Below are 16,055 nucleotides of genomic sequence, written 5' to 3'. Positions count from 1 at the left end.
CCCTATTTATTGACTTAATTATACGTAATCTGAATTTTCTGGTAAAATTAAAAATAATTCAAGATTAATAAGAGAATCTAATTTTTCCTAAATTCAAAAAGTATACTAAATCACTTTTTAGATCCTACCTTTTATGTATCTTTGTTAAGAAAAACCCCTGATTTATCAGCAGATTATAATTAAATAGTAAATAAAGTAGCCTCATAGACTGGCGAGCCTTTTAGACTAAGCCAGAGGTGCATCTACTCATTTCCTTAAATTGGCAACACTTTCATGTAATCTATTACAGTGCTGATTTACACTCTCTTTAAAAAAAGAGAAGCTGAAATGATCAGCTTCCCTTTGCGTTTATAACAAACACTTATATTAAATCTTTACTGTAAACCTAACTGACTTAATACTGTATCTAATGTTGCACCTTTATAAGAAGTTTTCGCTTTAGGTGCATTTTCTACAGTTGGATTTTGTAAACCATAGTTTTTAACAACATAGTTCATGTCTTTAGCGTCTACAACTTTATCAAAGTTAAAATCTGCAGAAGCTTTATTTGTACCCCAATATGTTTGTACAGCTAAAGCATCTAAAATATCGATAACATTGTCTTTATTCGTATCTCCAGCTGCAGCGATTGGTAAGTTATATCTAATTCGCTTTCCAACGATTTCACCACGAACATCACTGTACAATTCAAATTTTTGATTCATCGTAAAGTAACCTGGCACATCAACTTTCAGTGTATAAGGATTTATATCAGCTTTCAGTCCATCAATTAAATAGCTACCATATCGATCTGTAACTGGAGACTCAACAACTGTTTTCCCATCAAAAGAGGTAACCGTTACTTTTGCACCAATTTTACTTTGATCAATTGCATAATTTAGTCCTTTAATTGGATCAACTGCCGCTTCTGGTCTTAATGCTCCCTCTAACCTTGAATACATTGTTTTTACCTTATAACTTTCCATATAAGCGTAAACATTGTTCGTTACAACATTTGATTGATCAATTGTTGTTCCACTCATACCAAACCAGTTAATACTATCTGTTGTCCATTTGTTAGCAGTTTTTAGGTCAAAATTAAATAACGGTAAGTCTTCTGGTAATGCTTTATCACCTAAATAATTAAATGTAAAAATATACTTCGTTGGTGTACTTTCTACACTAACCTGTGCATCACCATACTTTTTAACTGCATCATTTACAACTACATTCTCAACTGAAGCATAACTATCTTTTATCATTGTAATTTTAGTTGTTTTTAAATTTTTCACATTATTTGAACGAACAGTATAGTTTACACTATCACCTGTTGTAACGGTTTGTTTATTTGCTTTTACATAGAAATATGGTAAATTTTGATCTACAAAAACGACTCTTAACATATTAGATGCATTACCATTAAAGTTTCTTGCAGAATCAAAACCATAAAACTGAACTTGTAATGGCTCAGCTTGTTTTCTCACTAAAATTTTATCAGTGTAATTTCCATTTTTATCTGTTGGGATTGGATTTGTAGGAAAACTGCCATCATAAAATGAAACAACTGAATTGTTTGATTGATCGACAGGTAATCCTAAGCGAGTTGCTTCTTCAGTTTCTGGATCATGTAAGTTAATGTTAAAGTCATATAGGAATTCTCCATTCGAATCAAATTGACTATCTTTAACTTCAATAACTTTTTGATCCAACGAATCAAAACTTGAAGTCATTGTTGGTGCTCCTAGTTCATAAATGAAATCAGACGATGCTGAGAATGTTTTCCCTTGTTCATTTGTACCAACTAGTCTCAATTTATAGTGACCCGTTTTTGCAAATACTGGATGACTACTAATAGGATTTTTCGAATCACCTGTAAATGGATAATAAATTGTATTGAATGCAGGAGTATAATACTCTTGATTTTCATTTACTGCAATCGCATTAAATGTTCCTACTAATCCAAGATCTTCACCTGTAGTTGGATCTTGTAGTACTAGATCTATCGTCTTCATATGTGATTTTAGTGTAAATGTTATATCCATAAATGGGTAAGCATTTGCTGGCCATGCTGTGTCTGTGCCATACATTGGATTTTCGATATTAAACTTATCAATACCTTCGTTTACAACACGTCCACCAAATGGAATTTGGTAAGTTTCAGTCGGATCTGAGGAATTCGTGAAAATAATATATCCCTCATATGTTCCTTTTTCAGCAGTTTTAGGAATGTTTAAGTTAAACTTAATTGATTTTTGATTAATTCCATTTAATTTAACTGTAGTTGGTCCTTCTAACGTTACGCCATTTGATGCTGCATCTTTTGATCCTCTTAATCCCGTTTGGAATTTAACATTAACATCAAATGTTTTTGCTTTCTCACTACGATTTTTTAATGTAACAGTTTTTGAGTCTGAAATATCTTCACCATTAAATCCATAAGATCCAAAGCTCATTGCACCTGTTAATTCTGTAATTAATTTTTGTTTTCCATTCACAAACATAGGTGTTTTATCATTTACTTCTAACTCAACGTTTGAATGAATTGCTTCATAAGCGTCTACTCGTCCACTTCCTACCTCATATACGCTATAATTTTTAGATAGTGGATCTGCTGTATTCATTAATATCGATTTTACATCTTCTGGCTTAAGATCTTTATTCGATTGAAGTAATAATGCTGATACACCTGCGACATATGGAGTAGCCATTGATGTACCTGATAAGCGTGCGTATGCATATTTATAATCTTCTGTATGTGTTCCATCTACTGTTTGATCATTTACGTAAAACGGAACCGTTGATAGTATTGAAACACCTGGTGCTGTTACTTCTGGTTTAATATCGTAGTTAACACGACTTGGACCTCTCGAACTGAACGTAGCTAATTCATCAGATGCCGTTTGAATTTTCTTGAAATCACCAAAATTGAAATCTGATTTACCATCTTTTAATGCTGCAGAAATCACTGAACCCTCATCAAATGAAACTGAGAATGAAGGAATCGCATTCATTGATTCACCAAGGAATGTCTGAATTGCTCCCTCTGCCTTGTTTGCTGCATCGTTAGCCATGATAACACCCACAGCACCTTGTGCTTTTGCATATGCAACTTTAGAGTCTAATGTATAAACTCCTCGGTTCATGAACACAAATTTTCCTTTTACATCCTTATTTTGATAGCCACTTGGATCTCCAAGTCCTACATCGACAAGTTGTACAGTTTTTCCTTTTAATGTAGTTAGGTCATCTTTATAGTTTTTCGTCAATTGTCTTATATTGTAACTTTTTCCATTATTCACGCCTGTATATTGATAAATATCAATTGCAACTGAAGATGCTCCAACTGTTAATGCTAATGCAGCCGCTCCCGGCGATCCAAGAGTAAACATTTTATCGCCACTATTACCTGCAGCTACAACGGTCGTAACTCCACTTAATACGGCATTGTTTACAGCAATAGAAGTTGCAAAAAGTGGATCATTTATTGTTGCTCCTAGCGACATGTTAATGACATTCATACCATCTTGTACTGCTCGATCAATCCCGGCAATGATCGCATCACTTGTGCCGCCACCACCTGGGCCAAGTACTCGGTAAGCATAAAGGTCCGCTTCAGGTGCCGCACCGACTGTTTTATACTCACTATTTGATACACCGCGTCCACCAATAATACCAGCAACATGTGTTCCATGTTCAGTATAATAGTCCGCTCCATTTTGAGATCCAGGTTTTCCTGCCTTCACCCAATCCGCATACGTTGTTTCCATTGGATCATTATCGTTATTAACAAAATCATATCCACCTTTGTAAGCATCCTTTAAATCCGGGTGGTTATAATCCATTCCGGTATCAAGAATTCCTACTTTAATCCCTTTACCGGTAAAACCCTCTGCGTGTATACGATCTAAGCCGTCATATGGAGTATAATTTGCTACTTTAGCTTCATCAGTTTTTAGCTGATCATTTTCTACTTCTGGAGGGTCTATCGAAAATTTTTCGTTACTCCAAACTGTTTTAACAGCTTTTGATTTTATTAGATTTTTAATTTGATTTGCTGGTAGGCTCATTGAAACACCGTTAAAGGCATGCTTATAGGAGCGGTTAATCTTATAATTTATTTTTTTATTTTCATCACCTGTTAATACTTTCTCTACATCATTTGAAAAAGATTCGTGATCTTGATCTACTAGCTTATTAGCATCGGTTTCAGATAAAGTTTTACCTTCTACACTTGCTTCAAGTTTAGCAATTTTTGCTGGTTTATTATTAAACTCTACTATGACACTAGTTTGATCTGAAGAGTTTAAGTCAGTGTCTTTAGAAATTTGAAGACCAGTCTCTTCGTTTGTTGAAAGCTGATTTAAGGCCGCTCTTTGTTCAGAAGTTAAATTTGCCAAAATATCATCTACATTCCTTGGACTAGCTGCTTTTGTGCTTTGAGTTACATGTCCAAGTGAACCTAATATAAAACTAGATGTTAAAGCTAAAACAGAAAAACTTTTTAACAATTTACTCTTTTTCCCCATTTCTCCAATCCCCTTATAAAATAATGTTTATTTTGATAGAAATTGTTCGATTCACCTCAAATTTTCTTAAAAACGAACGCATAATCTATCAATTTACGACTCGTTTCTATCCCCTTCCCTATATAATGATTTCATTATACGTAATCAGAATTTTCTGGTAAAATTAAAAAAAATATAACTTTAATAACGAAATCTTATTTTTTCTAATTGCATTCTAAAGAATTGAACTAACACTTTTAGAAGTATTTTTGTGCCCAAAATCTTTTATTAATATAATTTACACATCAACACTGACGTTTTTCTGATAAAATATTTTTTGAAAAATATTCCAAAAAATTGGTTATGAATATCGCTTATTGTGCTAAAACAGACAGATCAAAAAAGAGAAGCCGCTATACGACTTCCCCTTTCCAATTGATTTTTATTATTCTAAACCTAACTGACTTAATACAGTGTCTAACGTAACACCTTTATAAGAAGTTTTTGCTTTTGGTGCATTTGCTACCGTCGGATTTTTCAATCCATAATTTTTTATGATGAAATCCATATCCTTCTTATCCACAACTTTGTCAAAGTTAAAATCTGCAGATGCTTTATTTGTACCCCAATATGTTTGTACAGCTATTGCATCTAAAATATCGATCACATTATCTTTATTTACATCACCAGCTGATGCTGTTTCAAGTAAGTATCTTAATCTCTTTCCAACTGTTTCACCACGAACTTCATTCGATAAATATAATTGTTTTTGCATTGTAAAGTGACCCGGTACATCTACTTTTATTGTATAAGCATTTTTATCTGCTTTAAGTCCTTCAGCAATATAACTACCAGCTTTAGATGTTATAGGAGCTACAACGACTGTTTTCCCATCATATGAAGTCACCGTAACTTTTGCACCGATTTGACTTTGATCAATCGAATAAATCTTTTCACCAGTAGATGGATCTTTCGTCCCTTCTAATTGTAATGAACCTTCTAGTACTGAAAATTTCGATTTAGTCGTATAACCTTCCATATAAGAATAGACATTATCTGTCTCAACATTTGATTGATCAAATGTTGTAGCATCCATTATATGCCATAAGAATGGAGTTGAACGCGTATATTTATCAAGTGTTTTTATATCGAAATTAAATAACTTCAAATCTTCTGGTAAAGGTTTAGTACCAGAATACGTAAATGTAAACGTATAATTTAATACACTATCGAAATAAGGTGCAGTTTCTACAGATACTTGTGCATCGCCGTATTGTTTAACCGCATCATTTACAACAACATTTTCAATTGCAGCTAAATTAGTATCGACTGGCAATGTAATTTTTGTTGTTTTTAAGTTTTTAATATTATTCGAACGAACACTGTAATTAACCGATTCTCCCGTAGTTACAGTTTTTTTATTTGCTTTTAAATAAAAGTAAGGATAAGTATTTTTAACAAAAGCAACTTTTAGCATCGCAGAAGCATCAGCAGTAGCGTTTTTCGCTGCGTCTAAGCCATAAAATTGAACAGTTAAAGGCTGAATCTGACTTCTAACTAAAATTTGATGCTCATCATAATTTCCATTTTTATCTGTATATGATGGTAATGTTGGTCTTCCCCAATTGTAAAAAGAAACAACTGAATTGCTTGATTGATCAACATTAATACCATATCGATTTGCTTCCTCAACTTCAGGATCTTTTACATTAATATTAAAATCATATAAAAATTCTCCCTTAGAATCTAACTGACTTTCATTATATTCAATAACCTTTTGATCTAACGAATCAAAGCTTGAAGTTATTGTAGGAGTTCCAACTTCATATAAGAAATCCGAAGCCGCCGAGAATGTTTTACCTTTTTCATTTGAACCAACAAGCCTTAATTTATAATGACCCGTATTAATTTTGACAGGATCACTGCTAATTGGATTTTTTGGATCACTTGTAAATGGATAATAATAGGTATTAAAAGCTGCACCAACATAATATGTTTGATTTTCATTTAGAAGGAGTGTATTAAAAAATCCCACAAGTCCTAAATCTTCACCTGTATTTGGATCTTGTAATACGACATCTAAAGTCTTCATATGCGATTTTAGATTCATCGAAAAGTCAAGATCTGGATAACTAGTTTGTGGCCAAGCGCCTTCGTCTGAAAAAATTGGATTTTCAATTTTAAATGTATCAATCCCTTCGTTTATTACACGTCCACCAAATGGAATTTGGTATGTTTCAGTTGAATCTTGAGTATTCGTGAAAGTGATATAACCTTCATATGTACCTTTTTCTGCTGCTTTTGGAAAGTTTAAGTTAAATTCAAATGATTTTTGGCTAATTCCATTTAATTTAACAGTCGAAGGGCCTGTTAAAGTTACATTGTTCTGAGCTGCATCCTTCGATCCTCTTAATCCAGTTTGGAATTTCACATCTACATTAAATGTTTTTGCTTTTTCACTGCGATTCTTTAATATAACTGTACGTGAATCAGCTATATCTTGATTGTCAAATCCAAAAGAACCAAAACTCATTCCACCAGTTAATTCTTTAATGGATTTTTGTTTTCCATTTATAATTGTAGGGGTCTTGTCCACTACCTCTAATTCTACATTTGAGTGAATAGCCTCATATGCATCTACTCGACCGCTTCCTACTTCAAAAACACTGTAATCTTTTGCCAAAGGATCTGCTGTATTCATTAAGATTGATTTAACATCTTCCGGATTTAAATCTCTATTTGATTGAAGTAAGAGAGCTGAGACCCCTGCAACATAAGGTGTTGCCATGGAAGTTCCAGATAAGCGCTCATACGCATATTTGTAATCTTCTGGTTTTGATCCATTAACTGTTTTATCGTTTACATAGAATGGTACCGTCGAAAGGATTGATACACCAGGTGCAATTACTTCTGGTTTAATATCATAGTCCACTCGAGATGGACCTCTAGAACTGAATTGTGCTAATTCATCAGAAGCAGTTTTTAATTTTGTGAAATCTCCGAATGTGAAGTCTGTTTTACCAGCTTTAATTGCAGCTGCGATTGTATTACCATCATCATTTGAAACGGAGAATGCAGGAATCGCATCAACTGATTCACCTAAAAATGCTTGAATTGCACCTTCAGCTTTATTTGTTTCATCGTTATACATTAAAACCCCAACAGCACCTTTTGCTTTTGCATTTTTGATTTTGTCAATTAAAGCAATTGATCCACGCTTAATGAACGCAATCTTACCGTTTAAGTCTTTTCCATTAAAGTCAGCTGGATTTGCTAAACCAACATCAACAAGTTGATACGTTTTTCCTTTTAATGTTGTTACATCATCTTTATAATTTCTTGCTAATTGTCTTAACGTATAGTTTTTGCCATCTTGGATACCAGCATATTGGTAAATATCAAGTGCGATTGATGATGCACCGACTGTTAAAGCTAATGCGGCAGCACCAGGTGATCCTAATGTATACATTTGATCCCCGCTATTACCTGCTGCTACGACAGTCGTTACGCCGCTTAGTACAGCATTGTTTACAGCAATTGAAGTTGCATAAAGTGGATCATTAATTGATGCCCCAAGCGACATATTGATGACATCCATACCATCTTGAACTGCTCGATCGATCGCAGCGATAATATTTTCACTTGTACCACTACCACCAGGTCCTAGTACTCTATAGGCATATAAGTCTGATCCAGGTGCTGCACCAACTGTTTTATACTCACTGTTTGCTACACCTCGTCCACCAATAATCCCAGCAACATGTGTACCATGTTCAGTATAATAATTGGCCGCTGTTCCCGGTTTTCCAGCATTCACCCAATCGGCATACGTCGTTTCCATCGGATCATTATCGTTATTAACAAAATCATATCCACCTTGGTAAGCATCCTTTAAATCTGGGTGGTTGTAATCGATTCCTGTATCAAGAATGCCAACTTTAATTCCTTTACCTGTATACCCTTCTGAATGTAAACGGTCTAAACCATCATAAGGTGTATAATTTGCAACATTTGCTTCATCAGTTTTTAACTGTTCATTATTTTCTGCTTTTGCTGGAGGATCAATCGAAAATGTTTCGTTGCTCCAAACTGTTTTAACTGCTTTGGATTTTAATAGATTCTTAATTTGATTTGCTGGTAGACTAAGCGAGACACCATTGAAAGCATGTTTATATGAACGATTAATCTTATAACTCACTTTTTTATTGTTTTCATTCGTTAATACTTTCTCTACATCATTCGAAAATGTTTTATGGTCCTGATCTACAAGTTTAGATGCTTCAGTTTCAGATAATGATTGCCCCTCTACACTTGCTTCAATTTGAGCAATTTTAGCAGGCTTATTGTTAAATTCAACAATAACAGAGGTTAGATTTGAAGAGGCTAAGTTAATATCTGAAGAAATTTGAAGACCTGTCTCTTCATTTGTTGAAAGTTGATGAAGAGCCGCTCTTTGCTCCGAAGTTAAATTTGCTAGAATTTCGTCTACATTTCTTGGACTAGCTGCTTTTGTATTGTGAGATATGTGGCCAAGTGAACCTATTATAAAACTTGATGTTAACGCTAATACAGTAAAACTTTTTAAAACCTTACTCTTTTTCTCCATTCCTAAGTCTCCCTGTAAAGATTAATTTTAATAAAAATTGTTCAAATACATAACGAGGTCTTCTCTAATTTGGATTAGAACAATGAATGATTTCCAACTTCCGGCTTAACTCCATCCCCTCCCCTATTCATTGATTTCATTATAAATAATTAGAATATTCTGGTAAAATTAAAAATTATAGATTTTTAATAATAAGGTCTTATTTTTACTTGTACTCTTCGAAAGTTTTGTAATAACACTCCCTTATAGTTTTTTCACTTACTTTAGGGGCTCTTGGCTAGTTAAGAATCTAGCGTCGTGATTTTTAAATGTATCTCTACGTCGTCCTCACTTAAAAACTAGTAACCTAAAGAGGAATTCAACTAATCTACTTATAAATTAGCTACAATGATGACCCAAATAAAAAAACTCGTGCAATTGGCGAGCATTTAGGCGCAGACAGAGGCGTAGTTACACAACTACGTCGAGTTTTTTTCTCCGCTGCCAATTTATACTTTCTAATATGCAAAAAAGAGAAGCCAGTATTTAGAGCTCCTCCTAAAATTTCTATTATTAAATCCATTCCAATTCCGCTTTTACTTGATTAGTTTCGATAGGAATGTCACGTTGATTACCACTATCACTAAAGAACTGAATCAATTCGATCGCTTCTTCATATTGACCTAATTCCATATAGTATTTATATAATTTTTTCCCATACTGTTCATAATAAAAAACATTATTTGTTGAAGCAAACTGTGGAATAGCTACCTTTGCTAAATAATCATAATACCCACTTCGATTTTTTTTACAATTCAAAAGTAAGAGGTTAAATAATGTGAGATGAATCGGGCTATTATGTTTCTTAGCTAAAGCAATTCCTTTTTTTACTTCCTCTAAAAGATTTTCTATATTCAATAACTGTCCTTCCGAGCATGATTCAATGTAATTGTAGAATCGTCGTAAGTAATAGAATGATGTATGATCTGTCATGAATAATGATTTCTTAAAATAATGTGCAGCTTGCTCGAAATCTTTTCGTTTAAAGAACTCTACCCCTAAATTATTTAAAAGAATACGTTTTTTTTCATTATCACTTAAGTTTTCACAATTATGAATTAAATTCATATAGCTTTCTACTAATTCCATAAAATCGATATCATTTTCACTTTCAAATTGCATTAACATTAAAGTTTGAGCATTTATTGCTTGCAAATAGTTACGTGTTTTAATGAAATAATCGTTTGCTTTTTGAGCATAAGTATAAGCTAGTACTTTCCCCCTTGCGTAGTGATAGCCAAGAGCTAAGTGATAGTAATATTCTTCATTTTTGTATTCTTCTATATTAATTTGTTTTAAAATTTTAACTGCCTCTCTAAAATCTTCACTTGTTGTAGTCCGATATGTACTAATACAAAACATTCCTTTAATGTGTAGAAGAAGATTTTTTTCAAAATCAGAAATCCTTTGGAAATTTTTTTCCGCATATTCGATTATCGATTTAGTTTCAGGTAACATCTTCTTATGAAGATAGTACCTTGCTGTTAATAAGTGATAATACACTGCATATTTAGAAGCTTTGATAAACGGTATACTTTCTAATTCTTTTTTTATCTCCTCAATTTGAATGGAATTTTGCATAATAATGGCAAGATCCCAATCTTTTAACCGCTGTTCAATATGATGTAATGCTTTCATTTCTTTGTTTAGATCAATCCCTAACCGTTCTGTTAATTTGGATAAAATATCAGGTGATATACTCACTTTTCCACCTTCGAATCTACTAATATATGTTTTACAGCAAATCTCTTTGCTTAGGTTTGATTGGCTGATTCCATTTTTTTCACGATAAAATTTGAAAATTTCTCCGACTAACATTTTAGCCTCCCTAATGAACCAACATTATTAGAAATAGTTCAGTTTAGTAATTTTTGTTTATGTCATTACATTTCTTTTAAATTGCAATAAATTATTGTTTTTTCTTTCGTTTGAGTTATGACGTAAATGTAGGATTCCAATGGATAGAATTCGTTTTTCCAAATATTTTTTTAATTTTCTAACATCAATATTTATTGGTTTTATTATACAAGAACAATCTTTTCTAATAAAATTAATTAGTTTAAAATTATAATAAGATAATCTTATATTAAGAAGGAATAGTCAGAGGACTTCTATAAATCCGGATCATAAAAAACATTTTTCCAAATCTAGAAAAATGCCTCTTTTAAAATTAATACTTAAGCAATGAATGACTAAAATACTTTAAAAATTCTAATCCCAACACTTCAAGCGGAATCTTAAAGAATCATAAATTTTATTTTCTTACTTCAATTTGTAAATAAAAATAGATCACAAAAATAAAAATGCAGGAAACATTCTTTCCTGCATTTTTATTTTTGATTCATTATTTTTGTAAAACGGTAACTGTCTGTGGTTTTGTAGTTACTTTAAAGCCGTCTTTACTTACCACATCTGCTGATATTGTATACGTACCACTTAGAACAGTAGCTTCAGGAGCCCATTTCAAGTGAATTTCAACTTGATTATCAACATTAAAAGAATCCACAAGGTTGCCGTTTACATCCTTAACATTAATTTTCCAATTCACTTTGTTATTGCCATAACCGTTGATTTGAGCAGGAGTACTTGCATTAACATTTTTATTTGGGTATACACTGAAATAGCTAACAAGCATTCCTTCATTAATATAAGAAGTGTCTCCCCAAACTGTGTAACTGTGATTTAAAGCATAATCGGAACCTAATACAACAACACTCTTAGGCTCTTCTTTTACAAGTAAAGATGTTTGACCTGGTTGTAAAGGCTTATATTTACCGTTATACCAAACAATCGCACCGTAATAGCCACTTCCTTTTTCATTGTCTGTAGCTTTGAATGAAATTTCATATTGACCATCTATAGGCTTTACTTGAATATCGGATACAACAGGAGCAACTGAATCAACATGGAAAGGAAGTTTCACGATTTGTGGTTTCGCATCCTTATAATCTAATGTTGATTTAATGACATAGTTATAAGTGCCATCCTTAACAACTTTTCCGTTTTCGTCTGTTACATCCCATACATAACCACCATTCATGTAGTCGCTGTAAGACATAATATTTTTACGGAACTTCCATGGCTTTCCAGTATATTCACTAAAGTCACCTAGGTATTTAATCATTTCTCCGTTTGCATTCTCCACGTACATTTCAGTCTTTTCTAAATTACGTAATACAGTAAATGTTGGGAACACTGTATTTAACCCAGCATTAGGAGAAATAACAATTCGATCCTTATTAAATCTTGCTGTTTTTGGATCATATCCTAATGGGTATGTATTTTCAGAAAATGGTTCGTCATTCCAAAGTGTCGTATATCCTAAGAACGCATCTTTTTCATATGCTGCAGGATCAATATTTTGTGGTAGATCCCATTCACCATAGTAACCCATGTATGGAACCGTTAAAGGAACTGCTGACTCACTGTTTTTACCAGATGGAACTAAACGGACATACCCTTCAACAAATGTACCTTTCTTTAAGCTTGACGGAAGTTGAATTTGAATATCGAGATTTTTTTCTTGTCCTGGTTTAATTTTTAATGTTTTTCCTGCTGTAGACGATACTGTTTCTCCATTCACAGATGCGATAGCACCTTGTACACGCTCGCTTTTTAACGTTAAATATTCTTTTGAATCCAATGTTCCATCATTATCTAGGTCAATATCTTTTGTTACTTTACCGTCCGTTAAAACGTCAACATATACTTGATATTCTAAATCTTTTATATTCAAATTTTGAAGCGCTTCTGCATTTAATTTGAAGTGTACATTATCAGATTTGATCTCTTTTAACGCAACTGCTCCTGCTTGCTCAAGCGGAGTTTTTTCTCTTGTCACAAGTACTGGTGTTTTAATCGCATTTTCAATTTGCATTAAGCCCGAACCTTGTACGCGTGGGGAATACGGTACTTCATTATTCGTAGAAGGATCAAGAACTAACTTTGCAGTATTCATTAATGCAATTTTTGCTTTTAAAGCTGTTTCTTCTGAATGAGTTAAACCTTTTTCATATAGTGATTGCAGTATTAATGCTGAACCTCCTGCAACATGAGGACTTGCCATAGATGTTCCGCTCATTACCTCATATTGATTTCCTGGAACAGTCGAATAAATTTTACCACCAGGTGCAGAAATCTCAGGCTTAAAGTCTAATGTATGTGGTGTACCATAAGATGAGAAATATGACATCGTATTCTTATTTGGATTTTCAACATAGATTCCAGTTGACGGTTTCATTTTCACAATATGACCGCTCGTTAACTGAGAAATTAAAGTAGCTCCAACTGCTCTGCTAGTCGTTGCAGCAGGTGTAAAGTAAGGACTAAAATATACGAATGGATAGTCAACATCTTCATTCGCAGGTACAAGGATTACTGCCTTTGCATTCTTCTTTTTCGCTTCGGTTTGAATATAAGTATATGAACCATATTTTCCATTTGGTTTTGCAACGACAATTTTATTTGTCACATCTTTATCTTTAAAATCAGCTGTCTTACCTTCTCCAACGTATACCATCTCGTAAGATTCAAGTGGCGATAATACACTAGAAAGCCTCATATCAAACTGTGTTTGGTCTTGGTATGGTAACTGTAAACCATCTTCTGATTTAAGAGATGCCATGTGTATACTCGTATTTTCATAGGAAGCAACAGATAATGCATATGGGCTTACTCCTGGTTCACCAACTGTTCCAATATCTGGATTTTCAGCATACGGTTTTACGGAGGACGGTATTAGATTATTTTTTGTGCTATAAGCAGAATTTCCACCCGCTACAACTACAAGCGTACCTTGTTCGGTTGCTTCACGGATCGCCTTTTGAATTGGATCATCTTCTTCACTTACGAAACCCGCGTCAGTTCCTAAACTCATGTTAATGACATCTGCTCCCATAGTCACCGCGTGCTCAATACCAGCAATAATATCATCTTCATATGCTCCATTTGCATTATCAGAGAATACTTTTTCTGCCAACAACTGTACTCCTGGTGCAATACCTTTTACTCCGTCATTTGCTTCGTCACCATTCGCTCCTACTGTACCTGCAACATGCATACCGTGTGAATTCCCTGCACTGTGTGGAATGACATCTGTATCATGATCCGCCCAGTCATATCCTGTTGGTACCTTGTCGCTGTACCATACTTCGCCCACACCAGTTTCCGCGAATTTTTTTTGAATACTTTCTTTCGAATACTTTTCCTTTGCTTTTCCTTTTTCTGTCAACTTCATATCTTTATGAGTATAGTCTATTCCCGTGTCGACTATAGCAACAAGTAATCCTTCTCCTTGATAGCCATAATCCTGCCATACTTTTTGAGCTTGTACTAATTCTTTGCTTGCCCCCATAGAAGGCTGAAATTTTCTTGCGATATGTACATTTGTTACACCTGGAGTCGATTGAATTTCCTCTAAGTTACGAAATTCAGTTTCTACACTAAAACCATTAAAGCCTTCATAAAAACGCTGTTTAACTTTCACATCTGATTTCTTAGAAATGTGTTCAATCGCTTCATCTTGTTTTTGTTTAAATTGTGCTCTTTTACTTTGATTAGACTCTTCCGTGGCTGTTTGTGGCTTCTCAACTTCAACGATTACACGTACTTTTTCATTTGGTTTATAAGGTTTTACTATTCCCTTCTCTTTTAAATCTTTATAGCCAAACTCATCTACCGCATCTTGAGCAGTTTGTTTTTGCTCATCGACAAAAATTTGCTGACCTTGTTTTACAATTTCTTCAATACTTGGAGCAGGGATCTGATTTTCCTCTGTTCCTTCAGCAAATCCTGTTGATATAAATAACATTGTAACCAAAGTTGTTGTTGCAAGGACCTTGTAAGGAAAACTTTTTTTCTTTTTCATTTTTACTCTCCTCTACAGTAAACTTTCATTTTCTTAATCTATTAAAATGAAATAGATTTAACTCAAAAGCACCAAAAAGATTATTCATTCTTTGGCCAAATCTGGTACAATACTAATTTTAATTGCGTTGTTGCAAGAATCATATTGGGTTATTTATATGACCTTTAGACCTATGTATAAAAATTAAAAAACAAAAACTCAAGTAGAAAATAAGGGAATTTTACCTTATTTGGTCGAGAGGCTTCTAAAAAGAATGATTTAATCGGGATAATCCAACTAAGTCGATGAGCAAATTTATTGATTAAATTACAAATTGAAGGAAAAAATTATGAATTTCTAACTTGAAGTACAATTAAAAATAGTAAAATAGAAAGAATTAAATAAAGCTTAAATAGTTCAACTTTATTATTTTCAAGCCAAATCTCTATCTGCATTTTTGGATGTTATAGCGGTCAATGGATACCTAGATGAAGAGACGAAAAGATCGTAGGCTCCATTTTATTCAATCTATCAAAAGGGAGCATTTTCTTGTTTTTTCAAAAAAAAGGTGCCCCTAAAAAGATTTACTTTTGGGACACACTCCTCTTCTACGATTAATATTTATAGCAATGAATTACTAAAATACTATAAAACCTCTAACCACTATCCCGAGTCTGTACAGAAGATATTCAGACAACTCGGTAAGATTTTTTAAACTTGAAAAAAGACGACTTAATAACAGTCGTCTTTTCCAGAGTGTTGAAATATAAAATGGTCAATAGGGAAAACGGACATTAAATGAACATTTAATAATGATGAAATTATCATTTTTCTGGATGATCTTTTAATGGTTTTAAATGTAAATATGTTCGAGCAACTTTATGATTCCAATAACACTAGACATGTTTTTTTCAGAAGTTAAAAAATTATGAGCTTATTCTTAGAAAAACAAATTCATTTGACTAATTTAGTTTAATGTTCGATATTAATTGAACTACAAACTGATTAATAAAAACTGCTAGATTACTCTAAGTAAAGGCTATTTGATTAGGATTTAGTGTATACTTTTTTTGATGAAAAA

Annotated in this window: 4 protein-coding genes; all 4 read right to left on the bottom strand. The window is 33.2% G+C overall.

Annotated features, from left to right (window positions below; all coding sequences use genetic code 11):
- Positions 1-374: 374 nt before the first annotated feature.
- Positions 375-4,505, bottom strand: coding sequence for a S8 family serine peptidase (locus BM319_RS06035; RefSeq protein WP_091021751.1), 4,131 nt, complete (start codon positions 4,503-4,505; stop codon positions 375-377).
- Positions 4,506-4,929: 424 nt separating this feature from the next.
- Positions 4,930-9,090: a S8 family serine peptidase gene (locus BM319_RS06030; RefSeq protein ID WP_091021749.1), complete on the bottom strand. Its 4,161-nt coding sequence runs from the start codon at positions 9,088-9,090 to the stop codon at positions 4,930-4,932.
- A gap of 552 nt (positions 9,091-9,642) precedes the next feature.
- Positions 9,643-10,947, bottom strand: coding sequence for a helix-turn-helix domain-containing protein (locus BM319_RS06020; protein ID WP_091021745.1), 1,305 nt, complete (start codon positions 10,945-10,947; stop codon positions 9,643-9,645).
- Positions 10,948-11,473: 526 nt separating this feature from the next.
- Positions 11,474-14,995 (bottom strand): S8 family serine peptidase, encoded by a 3,522-nt coding sequence (locus BM319_RS06015; protein ID WP_091021743.1) that lies wholly within the window; start codon positions 14,993-14,995, stop codon positions 11,474-11,476.
- Positions 14,996-16,055 lie beyond the last annotated feature (1,060 nt).

Source organism: Bacillus sp. UNCCL81, assembly GCF_900112535.1.
In the GTDB taxonomy this organism is placed as follows: domain Bacteria; phylum Bacillota; class Bacilli; order Bacillales; family Bacillaceae_G; genus Gottfriedia; species Gottfriedia luciferensis_B.
The sequence above is the reverse complement of the archived record's forward strand: the minus strand, read 5'-3'. Positions and strand labels throughout refer to the sequence as shown.